The organism is Ornithinimicrobium cerasi (assembly GCF_003702705.1).
GTDB lineage: Bacteria > Actinomycetota > Actinomycetes > Actinomycetales > Dermatophilaceae > Ornithinicoccus > Ornithinicoccus cerasi.
Map to the genome: position 1 here is coordinate 1 of NZ_QZMN01000001.1, position 19,257 is coordinate 19,257.

General features: G+C 73.9%; 22 protein-coding genes. 15 read left to right on the forward strand and 7 right to left on the reverse strand.

The window, feature by feature from the left end:
* On the forward strand, positions 1-245 hold a 245-nt coding region (locus D4B81_RS00005), incomplete at its 5' end, for a hypothetical protein (protein ID WP_474100183.1).
* 11 nt (positions 246-256) lie between these two features.
* On the opposite strand, the gene D4B81_RS00010 is transcribed toward D4B81_RS00005, so the two are convergent.
* Positions 257-1,708 carry an ADP-ribosylglycohydrolase family protein gene (locus D4B81_RS00010; protein WP_122260509.1) on the reverse strand — a complete coding sequence of 484 codons (1,452 nt, stop codon included), beginning with the start codon at positions 1,706-1,708 and terminating at the stop codon, positions 257-259.
* Between the two features lie 87 nt (positions 1,709-1,795).
* Here D4B81_RS00010 and D4B81_RS00015 point away from each other — a divergent pair, with 87 nt between their 5' ends.
* Positions 1,796-2,485, forward strand: coding sequence for an NUDIX hydrolase (locus D4B81_RS00015; RefSeq protein ID WP_122260810.1), 690 nt, complete (start codon positions 1,796-1,798; stop codon positions 2,483-2,485).
* Between the two features lie 40 nt (positions 2,486-2,525).
* On the forward strand, positions 2,526-2,939 hold the full coding sequence (locus D4B81_RS00020) for a hypothetical protein (RefSeq protein ID WP_122260510.1): 414 nt from the start codon (positions 2,526-2,528) through the stop codon (positions 2,937-2,939).
* 22 nt (positions 2,940-2,961) lie between these two features.
* On the opposite strand, the gene D4B81_RS00025 is transcribed toward D4B81_RS00020, so the two are convergent.
* Both D4B81_RS00025 and D4B81_RS00030 read right to left on the reverse strand, forming a co-directional pair.
* Complete coding sequence (locus D4B81_RS00025) at positions 2,962-4,002, reverse strand: hypothetical protein (RefSeq protein ID WP_122260511.1); 1,041 nt, start codon at positions 4,000-4,002, stop codon at positions 2,962-2,964.
* A gap of 96 nt (positions 4,003-4,098) precedes the next feature.
* Positions 4,099-4,281 (reverse strand): hypothetical protein, encoded by a 183-nt coding sequence (locus D4B81_RS00030; protein WP_097186661.1) that lies wholly within the window; start codon positions 4,279-4,281, stop codon positions 4,099-4,101.
* A 146-nt stretch (positions 4,282-4,427) separates the two neighbouring features.
* Between D4B81_RS00030 and D4B81_RS00035 the strand changes: the two genes are divergently transcribed.
* The 3 genes from D4B81_RS00035 to D4B81_RS00045 all read left to right on the forward strand — a co-directional run bounded on the left by D4B81_RS00035 (position 4,428) and on the right by D4B81_RS00045 (position 6,538).
* Positions 4,428-4,838, forward strand: a complete 411-nt coding sequence (locus tag D4B81_RS00035; protein WP_122260512.1) for an ester cyclase — start codon at positions 4,428-4,430, stop codon at positions 4,836-4,838.
* Positions 4,839-4,963: 125 nt separating this feature from the next.
* The gene (locus D4B81_RS00040; protein WP_122260513.1) at positions 4,964-5,866 is read left to right on the forward strand and encodes a polysaccharide deacetylase family protein; all 903 of its coding nucleotides are present in this window, start codon (positions 4,964-4,966) and stop codon (positions 5,864-5,866) included.
* A 90-nt stretch (positions 5,867-5,956) separates the two neighbouring features.
* A complete protein-coding gene (locus D4B81_RS00045) occupies positions 5,957-6,538 on the forward strand; it encodes an SOUL family heme-binding protein (RefSeq protein ID WP_122260514.1) in 582 nt (193 codons plus the stop codon).
* Here D4B81_RS00045 and D4B81_RS00050 read toward each other — a convergent pair.
* On the reverse strand, positions 6,535-7,215 hold the full coding sequence (locus D4B81_RS00050) for a cation diffusion facilitator family transporter (RefSeq protein WP_237565713.1): 681 nt from the start codon (positions 7,213-7,215) through the stop codon (positions 6,535-6,537). The two genes, D4B81_RS00045 and D4B81_RS00050, sit on opposite strands and share 4 nt — an antisense overlap.
* Positions 7,216-7,542: 327 nt before the next feature.
* On the opposite strand from D4B81_RS00050, the gene D4B81_RS00055 reads away from it, so the two are divergent.
* The 3 genes from D4B81_RS00055 to D4B81_RS00065 all read left to right on the forward strand — a co-directional run bounded on the left by D4B81_RS00055 (position 7,543) and on the right by D4B81_RS00065 (position 10,012).
* Positions 7,543-8,919, forward strand: coding sequence for a vanadium-dependent haloperoxidase (locus D4B81_RS00055; RefSeq protein WP_161964926.1), 1,377 nt, complete (start codon positions 7,543-7,545; stop codon positions 8,917-8,919).
* Between the two features lie 230 nt (positions 8,920-9,149).
* Positions 9,150-9,512, forward strand: coding sequence for an ArsR/SmtB family transcription factor (locus tag D4B81_RS00060; RefSeq protein WP_122260516.1), 363 nt, complete (start codon positions 9,150-9,152; stop codon positions 9,510-9,512).
* Complete coding sequence (locus D4B81_RS00065) at positions 9,509-10,012, forward strand: SRPBCC domain-containing protein (RefSeq protein ID WP_122260517.1); 504 nt, start codon at positions 9,509-9,511, stop codon at positions 10,010-10,012. Before D4B81_RS00060 ends, D4B81_RS00065 begins: the two co-directional genes overlap by 4 nt.
* 93 nt (positions 10,013-10,105) lie before the next feature.
* Here the strand turns inward: D4B81_RS00065 and D4B81_RS18370 are convergent, their stop codons facing one another.
* Entirely contained in the window at positions 10,106-10,282 is a 177-nt protein-coding gene (locus tag D4B81_RS18370) for a hypothetical protein (RefSeq protein ID WP_202613506.1), read from the reverse strand.
* Positions 10,283-10,543: 261 nt separating this feature from the next.
* On the opposite strand from D4B81_RS18370, the gene D4B81_RS00070 reads away from it, so the two are divergent.
* Positions 10,544-11,761 carry an MFS transporter gene (locus tag D4B81_RS00070; RefSeq protein WP_122260518.1) on the forward strand — a complete coding sequence of 406 codons (1,218 nt, stop codon included), beginning with the start codon at positions 10,544-10,546 and terminating at the stop codon, positions 11,759-11,761.
* 99 nt (positions 11,762-11,860) lie between these two features.
* On the opposite strand, the gene D4B81_RS00075 is transcribed toward D4B81_RS00070, so the two are convergent.
* Positions 11,861-13,330 (reverse strand): DUF5129 domain-containing protein, encoded by a 1,470-nt coding sequence (locus D4B81_RS00075; RefSeq protein ID WP_122260519.1) that lies wholly within the window; start codon positions 13,328-13,330, stop codon positions 11,861-11,863.
* Between the two features lie 187 nt (positions 13,331-13,517).
* On the opposite strand from D4B81_RS00075, the gene D4B81_RS00080 reads away from it, so the two are divergent.
* The 5 genes from D4B81_RS00080 (at position 13,518) to D4B81_RS00100 (ending at position 18,221) form a co-directional block, all read left to right on the forward strand.
* Positions 13,518-14,231, forward strand: coding sequence for a hypothetical protein (locus D4B81_RS00080; protein WP_161964927.1), 714 nt, complete (start codon positions 13,518-13,520; stop codon positions 14,229-14,231).
* Between the two features lie 21 nt (positions 14,232-14,252).
* On the forward strand, positions 14,253-16,310 hold the full coding sequence (locus D4B81_RS00085; protein ID WP_161964928.1) for a GAF domain-containing sensor histidine kinase: 2,058 nt from the start codon (positions 14,253-14,255) through the stop codon (positions 16,308-16,310).
* Positions 16,307-16,954, forward strand: a complete 648-nt coding sequence (locus tag D4B81_RS00090; RefSeq protein WP_202613507.1) for a response regulator transcription factor — start codon at positions 16,307-16,309, stop codon at positions 16,952-16,954. Before D4B81_RS00085 ends, D4B81_RS00090 begins: the two co-directional genes overlap by 4 nt.
* Positions 16,884-17,258, forward strand: a complete 375-nt coding sequence (locus D4B81_RS00095; RefSeq protein ID WP_122260522.1) for a hypothetical protein — start codon at positions 16,884-16,886, stop codon at positions 17,256-17,258. The genes D4B81_RS00090 and D4B81_RS00095 overlap by 71 nt, the downstream gene beginning before the upstream one ends.
* Before the next feature lie 126 nt (positions 17,259-17,384).
* A complete protein-coding gene (locus tag D4B81_RS00100; RefSeq protein ID WP_122260523.1) occupies positions 17,385-18,221 on the forward strand; it encodes an SDR family NAD(P)-dependent oxidoreductase in 837 nt (278 codons plus the stop codon).
* Here the strand turns inward: D4B81_RS00100 and D4B81_RS00105 are convergent.
* On the reverse strand, positions 18,208-19,257 hold the full coding sequence (locus D4B81_RS00105; protein ID WP_122260524.1) for an alcohol dehydrogenase catalytic domain-containing protein: 1,050 nt from the start codon (positions 19,255-19,257) through the stop codon (positions 18,208-18,210). The genes D4B81_RS00100 and D4B81_RS00105 overlap by 14 nt on opposite strands.

Below are 19,257 nucleotides of genomic sequence, written 5' to 3' on the forward strand. Positions count from 1 at the left end.
GCGACGCCGTCACCGACTTCGCCGGCGACAGCCGCCACGCCAACCCCTGGGCCGCCGACCTCTACGACCGCGCCCGAGCCCGCGGCCATGACCACGCACACGCCGTCCGCGTCCTGGCCCGAGCCTGGCTCTACGTCATCTGGCACCTCTGGCAGGGCCACACCGCCTACGACCCCACCAAGCACAACGCGCTCCAACGCCTCCTCACCAACCCCACCCAGGAGGCCATGGCCGCGACGGGTTGACACAGGGCTTCTCATCGCTGGGCCTCCATCCAGAGCAGACCGTCGATGTCGCGGCCGAGGGTGGACGAGATCTGCGCGGCCGCCTCGTCGACGTGGGCACCCAGCAGCACCGAGTAGCGCAGGGCCACCGAGGGGGTGCGGTGCTGCGCGGCCACGCAGTGCAGCAGCACCCGCCGTCCCTCCTCGCGCAGCTCCTTGACGGCGCGCGCCGCGTCGTCGAGCGCCCAGCGCAGGTGCTGGTGCGTCGCGGGGTCGTCGTCGTCGACGATCCACGCAAGCGCGTGGTCCTGCGGCCGGACGGGTCCGGGCGCGAACTCCTCCCTGCCCAGCCGGCACAGCGAGACGACGGCGTCGAAGCCCAGCTCCTCGGCGCGGTCCAGGTCCGCCGTCGTGCCCAGGAGCACGTCGGGGTCGAGCGGGTGCGGCCGACCGAGCGGCCGCTGCGGCGTCACGAGGTATGCCGTGCTCGGCCAGCCGGCCCCGTCGTCACGCCCGCCGCGTGCGGTGAGGACGGCCAGCCGCACGAGGTCCGGGGCGCGCAGGCCGGGCCACCCGTTGACCAGACGGGTCCACGTGAACGGCATACCGGAGGCGCCGTAGCGAGCTCCCAGGAGCCCGCCCGCGATGGCCGCGACCGTGTCCGTGTCGTGGCCGACCGAGATTGCGGTGCGCAGCGCGTCGCCCACGTGGTCGGGGCTCGGCTCGGCCGGGAGCGTCTGCGAGATGGACGACCAGGCCGCCTGCAGGGCGGTGACGGTGAAGCCGTTCGGGCGGAAGTCGGCCGGCGGACGCGACTCGGCGTCGTCGAGGAGGGCCTCCCAGCTGCCCCGACGGTCCTCCGGGAGCAGGTCGACCCCGCCCCGGACGTCGAGGACCCCGTCGACCACGGCCCGGCGCACCGCCTCCGACCACAGGACGCACGAGTCCCCGGCGAGCGGGTCCCAGTGGGTGAGCTCGGCGACCGCGCGTGCCGCTGCCGCCGTGGCGCGCCGGTCGTCGAGCCGGGTGAGGCCGACGACCGCGGTGCGCATGAGGGCGCCGTTGCCGGCGGTCCGTCCGGTCCGCCCGTGCAGCGCGCGGGCCGCGTCACGCAGCACCTCCTGCCGGGGGAGGGCCGGTCCGGCCCGGCGCGCGGCGTGCAGGACGGCGCTGGTCTGCGCGCCGATGTCGGCCGGACCGTCGTCGAGCCAGCGCTCGAAGTTGCGGGCGACCGTGCCGAGACCGCGGGGGCCGGTCAGGTCCGCGCCCGACGCGGAGACCTCGACGATCGTGATCGCCATCTGCGTGTCGTCGGACCACTCGCCCGGTGCGTAACCGCCGAGCCCGCCGCCGCTCATCCGCGGCCCGGTGCGCGGGTCGAGGGCTTCGGTGCCGAACTCGTAGGGGACGCCCAGGGCGTCGCCGACCGCCTGGCCGAGGAGGACGCCTGCGGCGCGGTCTGTCTGGATGGTGGAGAGCTTCATGGTGACTCCTTCTTTGATGTCACTCTGACAATAGAAGCCGCCACCGACATACCTGTCAAGGAGACAAGATGGGGTTACCCTGCGGTGGTGGCCTACACCTCGGAGCACCCGCCGTTCTTCGTCACCGTCGACCTGGTGATCCTGACCCTCCGCGAGGGGACGTTCGCCGTCCTGCTGGTGGAGCGCGGGGCAGAACCCTTCCGCGGTCGGTGGGCGCTGCCGGGCGGCTTCGTCCACGTCGACGAGGACCTGATGGACGCGGCATACCGTGAGCTGGAGGAGGAGACCGGGGTGGGTGGCGACGCCGTGCACCTCGAGCAGCTGGCGACGTACGGCGCCCCGGGGCGCGACCCCCGCAGCCGCGTGGTGTCCGCGGCATACCTCGCCGTCGGTGCCGACCTGCCGGAGGTGCGGGGCGGGTCCGACGCCGCGGACGCGCGCTGGTGGCCGGTCGAGGAGGCGCTGGGGCTCGACCTGGCCTTCGACCACCGCGTCATCCTGGAGGACGGGGTGGAACGGGCGCGGTCCAAGCTGGAGTACACCGACCTCGCGCTGCGGTTCGTCCCGGCCAGGTTCACGATGCCCGCGCTGCAGGGGGTCTACGAGGCGGTGTGGGGCACGGCGCTCGACCCGCGCAACTTCGCCCGCAAGGTGACGCGCACGCAGGGGTTCGTGCGCGAGACGGGGGAGGAGCGACGTGGTGGTCGGGGGAGGCCCGCGCGGCTGCTCGAGGCGGCCGGGGCCGAGACGCTCCTGCCCCCGATGATGCGGGACTGACGGTTGCCGTCCTCGCCGGTCGGCTGCCACTCTGGCAGCCATGACCCTCGACGGGGCGCCGCGGCGCCCGCCCCGCTCGGCACGGATCACCACGCTCTCGCTCGAGGCGCTGACGGCCCTGGGCGCCGTGGCGGGCGTGCAGGGCTTCCTGTCGGGGGCCTTCGACCCGCTGGTGGACCAGCTCAGGGAGGTCCTGCCGTTCGTGGACGGTCGCGCGCTGCCCGCCGCGGCCCTCGGCGGGCTGGTCGCCCTGCCTCAGGCCGGGGCTCTGCTCCTTGGCCTGCGACGTCACCGTCTGGCGCCCGACGCCGGCCTGGTCGTCGGGGTCGGGCTCACCGCCTGGGTGGGGATGCAGCTCCCGCTGATCGGGTTCACCTCACCGGTGCAGTGGGCGTTCCTCGCGGTCGGTGTCGCGGAGGTGGTGGCCGCACTCGTGTGGCGGCGGGCTCGGTGACCCTCCACCGGTGGCGCGCCGCTCAGGTGCACGCCTCCGGGAGGTGCGAGAGCACCTTGCTGCTGTCCAGAGAGGGGATCATCTCCGCTGGGAGGAGCTCGCTGCCGTCGTCGAGGAGGTCGAGGCCGCCGATCACGCATTCCCCCTCCCCGGACGTCGCAGCCACCACCAGCACCGCCCGCCACCCGGCGTCCCGGAGCTCCTGGGCGTCGAAGGACCACGGCCAGGACAGGACGGCGTGCGCCATACCCGGGCGGATCGTCCGGAGGTAGTCCTCGTACGTCGGGATGTCCGCGAAGGTGCCCTCGGCGAGCGCCTCGTCCACGGTCTGGTCCTCCAGACCGTCGCTGAGGACGGAGGACTCGATCTCGAACCGGCCCGGCACCTCCACCTCCAGCTGCTGCACCTCACCGGCCTGGACCGGTTGCTGCGGGCTCAGGGACAACCAGCTGGCGTCGCCGCAGTGGTCGGCGTCCATGCCGCCCACCATCTGCACCGCGGCGCCGGGCTGCAGGGACGAGTCGTGCTCACCGCTGACGAGGAGGGTGCCGCCGTCCTGGCTCGTCGGCACCAGCACGGGGGAGACGGCCAGCGACTCGATATTCTCTCCACCGCAGGCCTCGATCTGCTCGACCGCCGAGATCAGCGTCAGCCCGGTGATCACGTCGGACCGGGTGCCGCCGTCGAGCGAGACGAGGACGCTGCCACCTCCGTCCTCGAGCTGGGCCACGCGCAGGCCGGCCAGGTGCAGGTCCGGGGCGTTCTGCTCACGCCACGTCCAGGTCGCGACCCCGACCACCAGCAGAGCGGTGGCGAGAATGCCGGTGTAGCAGAGAGCCCGTCGTCCTCGGCCGGATCGTCCCGACTGGCCCCGCCTCGAGCTGCGGAGGAGCAGATAGATGGCCACTGCCCCGAGGAGCGCCGAGCTGACGACCCGCAGGACGGGGTTCTCCCAGGCGGCATACACCGTCCCGAGCGCAGCGAGGCCGGCGACCACGAGCCCGCCCAACCGGGCCCAGGCGGCACCCTTGAGCCGTTCCAGGTGCTCAACGTCCTCGTCCATGGCGTCCCCGAGAGTCGTGGTGCTGCAGCGTCCTTGAGAGTGTGCTCCTCGGGGCGCCCCGGCGTCCACAGCCATCAGGGAGCCTGGGCCGTCGAGCTACCGGGCGTCGGACCCGGAGCCCGCCCAGAAGACGATGCAGAGGGCGAGCCCCACCACCAGCATCCCCCAGTCGTCGAGGGCCAGCGAGAGACCGACGCCGATCAGCATCCCCACGGTCAGCCCGGCGGCGAGCCGCTGCCGGCGACCCGCGCCCGGGCCGTCCGGGTCGTCCGCATCCATACGTCCAGTGTGGCAACGACCTGGGGCATCCCGTGGCCCGGAGACGTCGTGACATTCGGTGCTGGGGGAGCGCACGGGAGTAGCCTGCGAACCGGGTGGTCCCGCCCGGGGGTCCACCGGGGAGTGGTCCAGGGAAGGGGACGACGATGGATGGTCAGGAACAGTCGGTCGAGCTCACGCGGTCGGTCATGGGCGGCTACTTCGAGTCGGAGCACTCCGACGTCGGCGTGATGGCCGACGACGTGGTGTTCACCGTGATGGCGACGGGGGATGAGCACCGCGGCCCGGAGGCTGTGCAGGGGATGCTCGACTACTTCTACCGGGTGGCGTTCACCGCGACCGCCGAGCCGCAGGTGACGGTCTTCGACGTGGAGCACGCGACCTGGGAGGGATTCTTCGTCGGCAGGCACACCGGCGACTTCATGGGGATCGCACCGACCGGCAAGGACGTGCGGGTGCCGCTCTGCGTGGTCTACGACCTCCGGGACGGGAAGATCACCGCAGGCCGGGTCTACTTCGAGGTCCCCGCGCTGATGGCTCAGCTGGGTGCAACATAGTCACGGGCGCTGAAGGCTTCGGTATGCCGCACGCCTCACCTCGATCGGCCCTCGCGGCTGCTGAACCTTGCGTCGCCCGCCCGCGACAGAAGGGGTGAGACGGGTCGGGCGAGGAGGAGGACGGGATGAGGCGCCAGCAGCGGCGAGCGGGGGTGGTCCTGGCCGCGGTGTTCGTCGGGACGCTGGTGCTGGCCGGCTGCGGCGGCGACGACGACCCGGGCGCGGCACCCGGCACCACGACCACGACGACGACGTCCGCGGGTGGCGCCGAGGAGCCCGTGTCGACGAGCACCGACGCGAGCGCGTCGTCGACCCGGGACGTCGCCACGAGTGCCGAACCGACGACCGCCACGCCGACCACCCCCGACGTCAGCGCCCTCGTCCGCGCCTGGCGCGGCGTCGACGTCGAGGCCTTCGCCACCGAGCGCCGGGTCGTCGCCCTCACCTTCGACGGCGGGGCCTCCGACACCGCGGTCGCCGACATCCTGGCCACCCTCGACCGCGAGGACGTCGTCGCCACCTTCTTCGTCACCGGTTCCTTCGCGCGGTCCTACCCCGAGAGCGTCCGGGCGATCGTCCGCGCCGGGCACCCGGTCGGCAACCACAGCGACACCCACCCCTCCTTCCCGGACTCCACAGACGAGGAGATCCGAGCCGAGCTGCGGGCCGCCGACGGGTCCATCTCGGCGCTGACCGGCCACCCGACTGCGCCCCTGTTCAGGTTCCCGTTCGGCGACCGCACGTCGCTGGACATCGAGGTGGTCAACGACGCCGGCTACGTCCCGATCCGCTGGACCGCGGACACCCTGGGGTGGAAGGGGACCAGCGGGGGCATCACGACCGCGGTCGTCCGCGACCGCGTGCTCAGCACCCTGCGCCCGGGGCAGGTCGTCCTCATGCACGTGGGCGCCCACCCGGACGACGGCTCCACCCTCGACGCGGACGCCCTCCCGGGGATGATCGAGGACCTGCGCTCGCGGGGGTACGGGTTCGTCACGCTGCCCGACCTGCTGGCGGAAGGACCCTGACACCGGCGCACCCCCCGCGCGAGCGGTCGTCCGCGTCCATACCCCGGTGCGGCACCGACCCGGCGCTGGGTGAGGCGTAGCGTTCACGGGGTGACCGAGAAGCAGCCCTACGAGGTCGTCCGCACCTACGGGGAGTTCGAGCTGCGACGCTACCCCGCTCACGTCGTCGCCGAGGTGGTCGTCCGCGCCTCGTTCGAGGACGCCGGCAACACCGCATTCCGCACGCTGGCCGGCTACATCGGCGGGCGCAACCGGTCGGCCAGCACGATCGCCATGACCGCACCGGTGGTGCAGAGGGACTCGGAGACGATCGCCATGACCGCCCCGGTCGTGCAGAGGGAGACCACGGAGCAGGGGGAGTATGCCGTCTCCTTCGTCCTGCCCTCGACGTTCACCCTGGAGACCGCGCCGGTCCCGACCAGCCCCGAGGTGACCCTTCACGAACGGCCGACGGCGCTCGCCGCCGCGCGCCGGTACCGCGGCCGGTGGACCGAGGCCTCCTTCGAGCGTCATCGCGCCGTGCTCGACCGGGCGGTCCGGGCGGTCCGGGCGGCCGGATTGACCCCCGTGGGTCCCCCTCGCTGGGCGCGCTTCGACCCGCCGCTCGTCCCCGCACCCCTGCGCCGCAACGAGGTCGTGCAGGACCTCGACGAGTCGGGTCTGGTCGGTTAGTCGTCCGCCTGGCAGCACGAGTCGGAGCCCCTCGCGACGGGCACCGAGCAGCAGCCGTCGCCGCGCCACGCCTCCCGGCCCTCGCGGACCGCGACGGCGGCGATGACCAGGGCGGCGACCGCGTCGAGCCACCACCACCCCAGGAGGGAGTTGGCCAGCAGGCCGACCAGGAGGACGGCGGAGAGGTAGGTGCACAGCAGCGTCTGGGTGCCGTCCGCGTGCACGGCGCCGGACCCGAGCTCCCGGCCCGTCCGGCGCTGTGCCCACGACAGCACCGGCATGACCATCAGCGACAACGTGGCAAGCACGATGCCGACCGTGGAGGACTCGGGCCGGCTGCCGGTGAGGAGCGCCGACACCGACTCGTAGGTGACGTAGAGCGCGAGGGCGAAGAAGGACAGCCCGATGAGGCGCCCGGCGAGCTGCTCGCGGGACTCCGGCAGCGGGTGGCGGAACTGCCACAGGATGATCAGCCCGCTGGCCACCTCCACGGTGGAGTCCAGGCCGAAACCGATCAGCGCGGCGGACCCGGCCACCCGCCCGGCGGTGATCGCGACGACCGCCTCGACGACGTTGTAGACGACCGACGCCGCGGCGAGCTGCTGGGCCCTCCGCGCGAGCGTCGCGCGACGCTCGGGCGTCAGCAGCGCGAAGCTGGGGATTGTCCTGGCGCTCACCGGTCCAGGCTACGCCGCCACCTGCACGGCATACCGAGACCGGCCGCGCTCAACGCGGCGCCACGCCACCGCCTCGCGAGGCCGGGTGGGTATTTCTACCCATGTCGCTCCGCCGTCCCCGGCCCTAGCCTGGACGGAGGCGCCTGCGAGCTGCACGCCGGTTCGCCGGGGCCACGTCGCCTCCTCCCGGGGAGCAAGCGATGTCACCGGTCGACGGCGGGGTGAGGCCCCCGGTCCCGCCGCCCCTGTGGCATCGGTGGGTGCGGTGCCGCCGCGCCCCGCAGGTCAGGAGCGCGCTGCGGGCCGCGCCCGAGGTTGGGGAAAGACATGACCAGAAGGAAGCTCACCGCGCGTTCGCACCCGAGGTATGCCGCAGCACGTCCACCCCGTCGAGCGCTCGCCGCCTGCGCCGTGCTCGCGGCCGGTGCGGTCACGGCCGCCGTGTCCGGGACCACCGTGTCGGCCGCCCCGCAGCCGTCGACCGGCGCGCTCAGCACGGCCGACATCGACGTGCTCCTGGAGTGGAACCTCATCGCCCAGGGCGAGACAGTCCTGATCCGCCCGACCGCCCACGGTCAGGCGCGCGGGATCGCCATGGTGCAGGGCGCGGTCTACGACGCGGTGAACGCCATCGACCGCGGTCACCAGCCCTACCTGCTCGACCTCGAGACCCTCGACCTGGCCCCGGGGGCCTCGCACGACGCCGCGATCGCCACCGCGGCCCACCACGTGCTCGTCGCCCTGGTCGCCGCCGGCCGGGTGGCCGCCCTCGACGCCGCCTACGACGCGACGCTGCTGAGCATCCCCGACGGGCCCGGCGAGGACGACGGCGTGGCGGCCGGGGAGGCGGCGGCGGCCGCGATGCTGGCCGCCCGTGCGGACGACGGCTACCTCGCTCCCTTCGTCTTCCCCGTCGCGACCGAGCCCGGCGACTGGGAGCCCGTGCCCGGAGGGGCCTACGACCCCGACCCGTGGGTCGGCGGGCTCGACCCCTTCCTTCTCGACAGCGCCTCGCAGTTCCGGTCCAAGGGCCCCCTCAAGCTGACCAGCGGGGCCTACGCGAAGGAGTTCAACGAGGTCAAGGAGATCGGCTCGCTCACGAGCACCACCCGCACGGCCGACCAGACCACGGCCGCGATCTTCTGGCAGTTCCCGCCCACGGCGCTGTGGAACAGGGTGTTCCGGGAGCTGTCCGTGTCGGAGGGGCTGGACGTCGTCGACGGCTCCCGGCTCCTGGCCCAGGTCAACCTCGCGGCCGCTGACGGGGCCACCGCGTGCTGGGAGGAGAAGTACTACTGGAACTTCTGGCGCCCGACCATGGCCATCCGCGAGGCCGACACGGACGGGAACCGCAAGACCGTCGCCGACCCCACGTGGACGCCGCTCTTCGACGTCACGACGAGCCCGACCCTGACGACGCCACCCTTCCCCGACCACCCGTCAGGCCACGGCTGCGTCAGCGGGGCCGTCCTCCACACGGCGAAGACGTTCTTCGGCACCGACAAGATGGACTTCGAGGTGCACTCGGGCCGGTTCCCGGGTCAGCCCCGGCAGTTCTCGACCTTCTCGAGCGCGATCCAGGAGATCGTCGACTCCCGTGTCTGGGGCGGCATCCACTTCCGCACCGCCGACGAGGAGGGGGCTGTGATCGGCAAGAAGATCGCGCGCTGGCTGGACAGCAACTACTTCCAGCCGGTCGAGTAGTCCAACCCTGCCACGAGTGGGGTGGCTGACTGTCGCCAGGACGACAGCCGGCCACCCCGGTCATGCCCCTCAGGCGCCCCGGGTGCCGCTCAGGTCGCCGGTCAGCGTGCAGGCCACGTCCCCGCGCCTGACCAGCCTCGGCACGGTTGGTGGTATTCAACCAGCGGGTTGACAACCCGGCGGACGCGGCATACCTTTGTTCAACCAGACAGTTGAGAAAGGTGGACGTCATGACCGACCGGCTCTCCCGGGTCTTCGCCGCACTGGCCGACCCGACCCGGCGCGACATGGTCGCCCGCCTCACCGAGCGCGACGCCACGGTCGGCGAGCTCGCCGAGCCGTACGCCGTCAGCATCCAGGCCGTCTCCAAGCACCTCAAGGTGCTCGAGGAGGCCGGCCTCGTCACCCGCAGCCGGGACGCCCAGCGTCGCCCGGTTCACCTGGAGGCCGAGGTCTTCGACCTGATGTCCAGGTGGATCGAGCGCTACCGGCGCCAGGCGGAGGAGCGATTCCAGCGCCTCGACGCGGTCCTGGCCGACCTGCAGGACGCGCACGAGGACGACACCGCAGCACGAGAAGGGACAGCTTCATGAGCACCACCGACATCACCACGACCGCCCACCAGCAGGCCGTGATCGAGGCCGACGCCACGATCCCCGCGATCCGGATCACCCGCGACTTCCGCGCCACGCCCGCGCAGCTGCTGCGGGCGCACACCGACCCGGACCTCTTCGCCCGCTGGGTCGGCCCCGGCGAGGGCAGCATCCGCATCGACCAGTGGGACGCCCGGACGCTGGGCTCCTTCCGCTACGTGCACGTCGTCGGCGAGGAGGAGTCCGGCTTCCGGGGCACCTTCCCCGAGGTCGGCGAGGACCGCATCGTCCAGACCTTCTGCTGGGAGGGCATGCCCGAGGCGATCGCGCTGGAGACGCTGACGTTCGAGGACCTCGGCGACGGCCGCACCAGGCTGCACGCGCTCTCCCTGTGCGACTCGTTCGAGGGTCGCGACCAGTGGCTGTCGTCCGGGATGGAGGTCGGCGTCAACGACGGCTACGCCAAGCTCGACCGCCTGCTGGCCGACGGCGACCTCTGAGGGCCACGCGGTCTCCTGACGGTGCCCGGTGCGACGGACGGCGTGGCCGGAAGCGGTCGACCAGGTCACCTCGTCGAGGACGGGTCCGGCACGTCAGGGTCGCCGTCGGCGACCGGTGAGGATCAGCCCGACGCCCGCGAGAGCCACGACCGGCCCGACCACCGCCCACAGCGTGACGCCCGTCATCGGGCTGCCGCCCACGACGCCCAGCCCCTGGAGCGTCCAGAGCAGCCCGAGGGCGATGGCCAGGACCCCGACGGCGGTGCGCATAGCGCCACCGTACGGGTGCGAGAGCGTTCACGACGACCCCCGGTCTTCACCACGGGCCAGGGCGTCCACGAGATCAGCCGTGACGCGTCACGGAACGCGCGCTCGCGGGGTGGCTGGGTGCTGCCCCGGCGACACCAACCCACCCCAGTCACCCTCCTGCACGCGCAAGCCACCGCTCCACCAGATGCGGCCCGACCGCCGCCACAGGAGGCCCGCCCCTAGGCTGCCTCCCATGCCGTCGACCGCCCCCGCCCCGCCGACGTGCCCGCCGCGCTGACGCACGAGGGCCACGCGAGCGGCAGCACGGCATACCGCAGGCTCCTCGCCGCCCTCGTCTGCGCGGGGGTGGCGACCTTCGCCCAGCTCTACTCGCCGCAGGGCGTGCTGCCGCAGATCGCCGACGACCTCGGCGTGGGCCCGGACCGGGCGGCGCTCACCGTGTCGGCCGCAACCCTCGGGCTGGCGCTGGCCGTGGTGCCGTGGAGCTTCGTCGGCGACCGCCTCGGACGGCTGCGGGCCATGGTGGCGGCGGTGATCGGCGCCACGGTCCTGGGCCTGGCGTCGGCGTGGGCGCCGACCTTCGAGGTCGTGCTGCTGCTGCGGCTGCTCGAGGGCATGGCGCTGGGCGGGGTGCCGGCGCTGGCGATGGCCTACCTCAACGACGAGGTCCACCCGCGCGCCGCCGCGGTCGCCGCGGGCTGGTTCGTGGGCGGCACGACCGTCGGCGGCCTGCTCGGGCGCGTCATCGCCACGCCCGTCGCCGACCTCACCTCCTGGCGGGTCGGCATGACCACCGTCTCGGCGACCGCGGCGGTGGCGGCGGTCGCCTTCGTCCTGCTCGCGCCCCGGGAACGTCGCTTCGTGGCCGTCCGCGGGGAGGGCCTGGTCGCGCGGACCGGCCGGGTGCTGACCAACCTGCGCGACCGCCCCCTCCTCGGGCTCTACCTCGCGGCGTTCCTCCTCATGGGCGGCTTCGTCGCCGCCTACAACTATCTCGCGTTCCGGCTGGTCGCCGAGCCCTACCTGCTCCCCGCGTGGGCCGTGGGCGCCACCTTCCTCGCCTACCTCGCGGGCACCGTCTCGGCGCCGCGCGCCGGGGTGCTCGCGGTCCGGCACGGGAGGTATGCCGTGCTCGTCACCAGCGTCCTCGTGATGGTCGCCGGCCTGGCGGCGACCCTGGCCGGCCCGCTGTGGCTGGTGCTCACCGGCCTGGTGGTGATGACGGGCGGGTTCTTCGCCGCCCACTCCGTCGCCTCCGGCTGGGCCGGGGCGCGGGCGGTCACGGCCCGGGCGCAGTCGACCGGCCTCTACAACCTGGCCTACTACGCCGGCTCCAGCGTCCTCGGCTGGGCCGGCGGGCTGGCCTTCGCCGGTGCCGGGTGGCCCGGCGTGGTGCTCTTCGTCGGGACGGCGGCGCTGGCCGCGCTGCTCGTCGTGGTGCTGATGGTCCGTCCGACGCGGGCTGCTGCTCCCGCATGACTGTGCGCGGCTGTCGTGCCACATGTGTCACCCTGACAATCTCTGTGGCACAGGAGAATCGCACCGCACCGCCATCGGGCCAGGCCCGCCCTCGCACGGTCAGAACCGCGACGAGCTGCCCGCACCGCTGAAGCTGCCGCCCCCGCTGTAGCCCGACGACCCGCCCGAGGAGGACCGCGCCTGCTGCACCTCGCTGGTCCCGCTGGAGAGCCCGGTCCGGAACGAGTCGACGGCGTACCACGTCCACGCCGGGTGCGCCGCGCTGATGATGGTCGGCCGGCCGACCCGGCGTGCGCGCGCGGTGCCCATGGCCTTCTCCATCGTCTCCCGCTCCGACTCGTCCTCGCCGACGACCTGCGCCACCGCGGCGGCCAGGGCGTCGAGGTGGCCGCTCAGCCGGTCCTGGACGCGGCGCAGGTGGTCGAGCGCGTCGTCGGGGGAGACGGCGCGCGCCTCGAGGTCGCCCCGCAGACGGTCCAGCCCGGCCAGCTCCTTCGAGGCGAACTGCCGCAGCCGCTGCGCCTCCGGCACGCCGCGCGCCTCCTCCGGCAGGTCGCCCTCGAGCATCGGCCCGACCTGCTCCAGGTCCTCGCGCACCGGCCCGACCTGCCGCTGCCACGCCTCCACCCACGCGCGGTCCCGGTTGAGGAAGGCTGCGGTGTCGGCGATGACGTCGTCCAGCTGGTCCACCGCCACCGCCTTGTCCCGGTATGCCGTCAGTCGCCTCAGCGCGTCCCGGTCGTCGTAGTCGCGCTCCCGGACCGAGCGTGCCTCGTTGCCCAGCTCGGTCAGCTCGCGCACGCCGCGCGTGTAGTCGTCGTAGCGCCGCAGCATCAGGCCCCCGTAGCGGGAGTCCTCCGGGATGAGCCGGGCGTGCAGCTCGGTGACCTCGGCGTCGCGCACGACGCTGGCCATCCTCTCGTCACCCTCCGCCCGGGCCTTGCGGCTCCGCCCCGCGCGGTGCATCCCCACCCCGGTCCAGGCACCCGCGCCGAGCAGGGCCGCCCCCGACGCCAGCGACGCCGCGACGACCCCGCCGGTGCTCCGCATCACGGGCGCCTCGATCCGGTCCGCCCCCGCCTCGACCCCGGCGACGACCCCCTCGGTCCACCGACCGGCCCGGAAGTCGTCCCTGGTCTCGTCCTGGATCGCCAGCTGCGCGTCGTCGCCCACGGCCCGGTTGTCACCGAAGTAGGTCCCGACCAGCCGCCCCTCCGGGTCCACCGCGACGATGAACAGGTCCTCGGCCCACGTCTGCCCGTCGTCGCTGAGCCACTCCGTCCGCGAGGTCCGCGCGTGGTCGAGCACCGCGTCGTTGAGCGCCAGGTCGTCGGTGAGAGCCTCCGGGCCCCCACGGTGGGTGAACACCGCGACGTCCGTCGGCGCGTGGAAACGCACCTGCTCGACGGCGTCCCGCAGGGTCGGCTCGTGCAGCACCGCCGCGGTGTCGTCGACGACCACCGCCGTCGGCACGTGCTCGGGCGCCTGTGCGAGGTAGAGCCCCAGGCTCGTCCCGCCCACCCCGAGCACCGCCACGCTGCCGACGAGGACCCGCTGGCGGATCGACATACCCTGCTCCTCCCGCCCCCGGCGCCGGGTCCGGCGGCACCTCCCACGGTAGTTCCCCCCGCCGCGCGCCCGGGACCGGGTCGGGACGGGGTCGGGACAACACCTGCCCACCTGTCCCTCCCGGACGGGACAGCCCGCACGCCAGAGTCGTGTCATCGCACCAACCACCCCGCAGAGAGGAACCGCGATGACCACCATCTCCACCACCCACCCCGTCCGCTCCGACGTCGTCGAGCAGCCGGCCCCCGCCCCCGCACGGCGCAGCCGGCTCTGGGCCGCCTCGGGCATCGGCGCCGGCCTCGCCGGCATCGGCACCGTCGTGACCAGCAGCGGCATCAACGCCATCTACGACCGGTCGATCGCCGGTCAGCCGGAGGCCATCCTGGAGAGGCTGCACACCCAGGCCGGCTGGATGTTCGCGTTCCACTCGATCACCGTCCTCGGTGCGATCCTCATGATCGTGTTCGCCGCCGGCCTGCACCGTCGGCTCGCCTCCGTCCTCCCGACCGGGAGCGCGCTACCCCTCGTCGCCTTCGCGGGGCTGCTCGGGACGGCCGTCGTCTCCGTCCTGGGGACGGGTCTGAACACCGAGTTCATGCTCTCCTTCGCGGCCGGCGACGGGCTGGTGACGGCCTCCAGCGCGGTCATGTACAACCACTGGACCGGCACGATCCCGTGGCTGTGGGTCCTCACCGGTCTCTCCGGGGTCAGCGTCCACCTCGCGGCACGGGCCCGTGCGGTCCCGCGGTGGCTCGGGCTGGTCGGGCTGGTGCTGGGCGGCCTGACCCTCCTGGTCGGCGTCTCCCCGTTCCAGTACCTCGCCGCAGTCCCGGGGGTCCTGTGGCTGCTGGTCACCGCCGTCGGCTTCGTCGCCGGCGACAGGGCGCACCGCGCGGCCTGAGGGACTGACAGAGTGAGCACCGTGCTCACGGACCTCCGCACGAGGCCGGCCACCGCCCGAGGGGCGGGGGCCGGCTTCGTGCTGGTCACCCTCGCGGTCCTCGCCGTGACGATCTGGCTCGACGTCTCCACCGACGCCGACGGCCCGGGTGCGCAGCTCGCCCCCGGGTGGGGCTGGGGGTATGCCGCGCTCGGTCCCCTCCTCGCGGGGCTCGCCACCGTCATCCTGGTCCGCGACCCCCGGCAGGGCTTCGGCTGGGCGCTGGCCTGGCTCGGGTGCTTCTGGGCGCTGGACGGGCTGTCGCAGTCGTGGGTGCGCTTCGGGATCCGGGCCGAGGCGGTGCTGCCGGGCGTCAACCTCGCGCTGTGGTTCCTCAACCGGGTCGGCGCGTTCCTGCCGGTGACGCTGGCGCTGCTGCTCCTGCTCTTCCCCACGGGGCGCTTCGTGCCGGGCCGGTGGCGGGCGGCCTCGTGGGCCGCCGCCGGGGCGATGGCGCTCGGCGCGGCGCTCGTCGTGGTCGCGCCGGTCGACGGGCTGCCTGACGTCGCGCTCCCGCCGGGTGTCGACCTCGACCTCGGCGCGCTCCCCGCGAGCCCGGCCCTCGCCGCCGTGGCCAGGCCGGTCACGGTGGTCGCCTCGCTGGCGGGGATGGTCGTGGCGATGGCCACGGTCGTGGTGCGCTACCTGCGGTCGGCCGGGCGCGAGCGCGACCGGATGCGCTGGCTGCTGTGGTCGGTGGTGGCGATGGCCCTGCTGATCGCCGCGACCTTCCTGCTCGAGCTCCGGGCGGCGCAGGACGTGGTCGTCCTCCTCATCATGGCCCTGCCTGCGGTCGCGATGACCATCGGCATCGTCGACCCGGCGCTGGTCTCGATCGAGGAGCTGCTGGGCCGGACCGTGCTGTGGGCCGGGCTCGCCGCGGTGGTCGTGGCCGTCGACCTCGCGGGGCTCTGGCTGCTCACCACGATGCTGGGGGAGCGGCTCGACGAGCGGCAGGTCGTGCTCACCGTCCTGCTGCTCACCGCGCTCGTCTACGCGCCGCTGCGTCACCGGCTGTCCCGGTGGGTCCGGCGCCTGATGCTGGGCGCCCGAGCCGACCGGTACGACGCCGTGTCCGGCCTGGCGGCGACGCTGGAGACGACCGACGAGGGCGGCAAGCAGCTCGCCGCCGTCGCGCGTGCCGTGGCCGACGCCTTCCGGGTGCCGTTCGTCAGCGTCGAGGTGGAGCGTGGCGGCGGGGAGCGCCTGACGACCTCGGTGGGGGAGCGGCCGGCCGAGACCCGCAGCCTGCCCATCTCCTACCGGGGGGAGGCGGTCGGCCGCCTCGTCCTGCCGGCCCGCGGACTGCGCAGCCGGCTCTCGCCGCGCGACGAGGAGCTGCTCGGCGACCTCGTCCGGCAGGCCGCCACCGCGGCCCGCAGCAGCCGGCTCGCCGAGGAGCTGCAGGCCAGCCGGGAGCGCCTGGTCCTCGCCCGGGAGGAGGAGCGGCGGCGCATCCGCCGCGACCTGCACGACGGTCTCGGCCCTGACCTGGGCGGGGTGGTGTTCCAGCTGGAGTCGGCCCGGCTCCTGGTCGACCGGGACCCCGAGCAGGCCAAGACGCAGCTGCGGGCCACGGCGACACTGGTCCAGGACGTCGTCGCCGACGTGCGGCGCCTCGTCCACGACCTGCGCCCTCCCGCCCTCGACGACCGCGGCCTCGTGGGCGCGCTGACCCAGCAGGCCGAGCGGATGAGCGTGGCCGGCCCGGCGACGACCGTCACCGCACCCGACCCGGGGCTCGGCGCGCTCCCCGCGGCGGTGGAGGTGGCGGCATACCGGATCGTGGGGGAGGCCCTGACCAACGTGACCCGCCACGCCCGCGCGAGGACCTGCGAGGTGCGTCTCGAGGTGGCGGACGGGGCGCTCGTCGTCACCGTCCGCGACGACGGCGTCGGGGTGCCCGACGACGCCGAGTCGGGCGTCGGCCTCCTCTCCCTGCACGAGCGCGCCGCCGAGCTCGGCGGGCGCGCCGACGTCTCCTGCCCGCCCGACGGCGGCACGCTGGTGCGTGCCGTCCTGCCCCTGGAGGACCGATGATCCGGATCGTCGTCGTGGACGACCACCAGATCGTCCGGGACGGGCTGGTCGCCCTGCTCGGCGCGCTCGACGGGCTGGAGGTGGTGGGCTCGGCCAGCGACGGCCAGGACGCGGTGCACGTCGTCGGGCAGACCCGCCCCGACGTCGTCGTCATGGACATCCAGATGCCGCGGCTCGACGGGATCGAGGCGACCCGGTTCGTCACCGGGCGGCACCCCGAGGTCCGGGTCGTGATGCTGACGATGAACGAGGACGACGACACGATCCTCGCAGCGATGCGCGCGGGGGCGAGCGGCTACCTGCTGAAGGGGTCGGGCGCCGAGGAGGTCGAGCGGGCGATCCGCGCGGCGGCGGCAGGCGGGATGGTCTTCGGCGCCGCGCTCGCGGCCCGGGTGGCGGAGTTCTTCGGGCGGGCGGGTGCGCCGGCGCGGCCGGAGGAGGTGCCGTTCCCGGAGCTGACCGACCGGGAGCGCGAGGTGCTGGACCGGCTGGCGGCCGGTCGCACCAACGACGCCATCGCGGCCGAGCTGTACGTCTCCAACAAGACCGTCCGCAACGCCGTGTCCTCGATCTATGCCAAGCTGCACGCCGGCGGCCGGGCCGAGGCGATCGCGCGGGCGAGGGACGCGGGGATGGGGCGGTAGCCTCGCGCACGCGACCCCGCAGGGCGGTGCTGCCCGCCCGGGCCTCGGGGCGCAGGTCCTCGTCCTGTGGCAGAACAACGACCGGGACGACGAGGCCTACTGGATCGGCGCGCCTCCCACGGGGCCCGAGCCCGAGGTCGAGGAGCAGAGCCAGGTGCTCGTGCGTACGCCGCTCGGTGTCGAGATCAGCCTGCTCGTGCGGGGTGCAAGCCTCACGCTCTCCAGCACGGCCGGACCGGTCGTCACCCTCGACGGCTCGGCCTGCACCGTCTCGAACGGGAAGGGTGCCCCCGTCTCGCCGTAGCAGACTCCTCGACCACAGCCGCGACGCAGGTATGCCGCCTACCCTGAGGGGCCGCACTCACCCCACGAGCCTTCCCGCGATCCATGGGCGGAGGGAGTCGCGCACCGACCACGAGGAGCTTGCCCCATGCCCCAGCAGCAGACCATCGTCATCACCGGCGCCAGCGACGGCATCGGCGCCGCCGCCGCCCGTCAGCTCAGCGAGCACGGGCACCGGGTGGTCGTCGTCGGCCGCTCGCCGGAGAAGACCGCCGCCGTCGCCTCCGCGATCGACGCGCCGTCCCACGTCGCCGACCTCGCCGACCTGACCCAGGTGCGCGCGCTCGCGGCGGAGCTGCTCACGGCATACCCGCGCATCGACGTGCTCGCCAACAATGCCGGCGGCATCTTCCAGCAGGAGACGACGGTCGACGGGTTCGACAAGACCTTCCAGGTCAACCACCTGGGCCCGTTCCTGCTCACCCACCTGCTCCTGGACCGGCTCGTCGAGTCGGGGGCCAAGGTCATCCAGACGTCCAGCGTCGGGCACCGCCTGTTCGGGAGGATCGACCTGGACGACCTCGGCAACGCCCGCGCCTGGAGCGCCAACAAGGCCTACGGCGACGGCAAGCTGGCCAACGTCCTGATGACGAAGGAGCTGCACCGCCGCTACGCCGAGCAGGGTCTGAGCGCGGCGGCGTTCCACCCCGGTGGCATCGCGACCAACTTCGCCAACGACACCTCGAGCGTCATGCGGTTCGCCTACCACACGCCGCTGCGGCACCTCATGACCAGCGTGGAGACCGGCGGGAGCCGGCTGGTCTGGCTCGCCGAGGGAACGCCCGGGGTGACGTGGCAGTCGGGGGAGTACTACGAGCGGAACAAGCCCGGCAGGGTCAACCCGCAGGCCCACGACGCGGCCCTCGCGCGCGGGCTGTGGCAGCGCAGCGAGGCGCTGCTGGGGCTGGAGGTCACGGGACGATGACGGTCACGCCGCTGCCGCGCGGCGCGTCCATCGCGGCGAGCGCCGCGGGAGCCTCGTCGAGGGTGATGCGGCGACCCAGCAGCCGCTCCGGCCGCAACCGTCCTCCCGCGATGTCCGCGAGCATCCGCGCGTAGTCGCCCGCGGGCATGCCGTGGCTGCCCAGCACGATCAGCTCGCGGGCGATGACCGTGTGCATCGGCACCGTCGCCCGGTCGCCGACCACCGCCGGCGGCAGCAGCCCGATCTGCAGGTGGCGGCCGTGCACCGCCAGCGACGAGGTGGCGGCACGTGCGGTGACCACGCTGCCGAGCGCGTCGACGGCCACCTGGGCACCGTCCGGCCACCGCTCGCGGAGCGCCTCGACCGGGTCGCCGGAGGAGGCGTCCACCAGGTGCGCCGCGCCGACCTCGCGGGCCAGGGCCAGCGCGCCGGCGTCGACGTCCACGGCGGCGACCTCGGCCCCGAGCGCGTGCGCGACCATCACCGCGGCCAGCCCCACCCCGCCGCAGCCGAGCACCGCCACCCGCTCGCCCTCGCGCACCCGGGCGACGTCGACGACCCCGCGGTATGCCGTCGCGAACCGGCACCCCAGCCCCGCCGCGACCTCGAGACTCACCTCGTCGGGCAGGGGCACGACGTTGACGTCGGCCGCCGGGACGGCGACGAGCTCGGCGAACGACCCCGGCCCGCTGAACCCGGGCTGCCACTGGTGCGGGCAGACGTGGGTGGCGCCGGCACGGCATACCTCGCAGGTGCCGCAGCCGCAGACGAACGGGACGACCACGCGCTGCCCCACCCGCACCTGCCGCACACCCTCGCCGACCTCCCGCACGACGCCGGCGAACTCGTGGCCGGGGATGTGCGGCAGGGTCGCGATGTCCGGGTCGTGCCCCTGCCAGCCGTGCCAGTCCGAGCGGCACAGGCCGGTCGCCCCGACCTCGATCACGACGCCGCCGGGCAGTTGCACGACGTCGGGGTCGGGGACGTCGGTGACGTAGGGCAGCTGCCCGAAGGCGTCGTAGCGCACGGCTCGCAT

Coding starts and splice junctions, on each gene's coding strand:
- D4B81_RS00010 (WP_122260509.1), bottom strand. CDS start 1,708: ATGAAGCTCTCCACCATCCAGACAGACCGCGCCGCAGGCGTCCTCCTC.
- D4B81_RS00020 (WP_122260510.1), top strand. CDS start 2,526: ATGACCCTCGACGGGGCGCCGCGGCGCCCGCCCCGCTCGGCACGGATC.
- D4B81_RS00025 (WP_122260511.1), bottom strand. CDS start 4,002: ATGGACGAGGACGTTGAGCACCTGGAACGGCTCAAGGGTGCCGCCTGG.
- D4B81_RS00030 (WP_097186661.1), bottom strand. CDS start 4,281: ATGGATGCGGACGACCCGGACGGCCCGGGCGCGGGTCGCCGGCAGCGG.
- D4B81_RS00035 (WP_122260512.1), top strand. CDS start 4,428: ATGGATGGTCAGGAACAGTCGGTCGAGCTCACGCGGTCGGTCATGGGC.
- D4B81_RS00040 (WP_122260513.1), top strand. CDS start 4,964: ATGAGGCGCCAGCAGCGGCGAGCGGGGGTGGTCCTGGCCGCGGTGTTC.
- D4B81_RS00055 (WP_161964926.1), top strand. CDS start 7,543: ATGACCAGAAGGAAGCTCACCGCGCGTTCGCACCCGAGGTATGCCGCA.
- D4B81_RS00060 (WP_122260516.1), top strand. CDS start 9,150: ATGACCGACCGGCTCTCCCGGGTCTTCGCCGCACTGGCCGACCCGACC.
- D4B81_RS00065 (WP_122260517.1), top strand. CDS start 9,509: ATGAGCACCACCGACATCACCACGACCGCCCACCAGCAGGCCGTGATC.
- D4B81_RS18370 (WP_202613506.1), bottom strand. CDS start 10,282: ATGCGCACCGCCGTCGGGGTCCTGGCCATCGCCCTCGGGCTGCTCTGG.
- D4B81_RS00075 (WP_122260519.1), bottom strand. CDS start 13,330: ATGTCGATCCGCCAGCGGGTCCTCGTCGGCAGCGTGGCGGTGCTCGGG.
- D4B81_RS00080 (WP_161964927.1), top strand. CDS start 13,518: ATGACCACCATCTCCACCACCCACCCCGTCCGCTCCGACGTCGTCGAG.
- D4B81_RS00090 (WP_202613507.1), top strand. CDS start 16,307: ATGATCCGGATCGTCGTCGTGGACGACCACCAGATCGTCCGGGACGGG.
- D4B81_RS00095 (WP_122260522.1), top strand. CDS start 16,884: ATGCCAAGCTGCACGCCGGCGGCCGGGCCGAGGCGATCGCGCGGGCGA.
- D4B81_RS00100 (WP_122260523.1), top strand. CDS start 17,385: ATGCCCCAGCAGCAGACCATCGTCATCACCGGCGCCAGCGACGGCATC.
- D4B81_RS00105 (WP_122260524.1), bottom strand. CDS start 19,257: ATGCGAGCCGTGCGCTACGACGCCTTCGGGCAGCTGCCCTACGTCACC.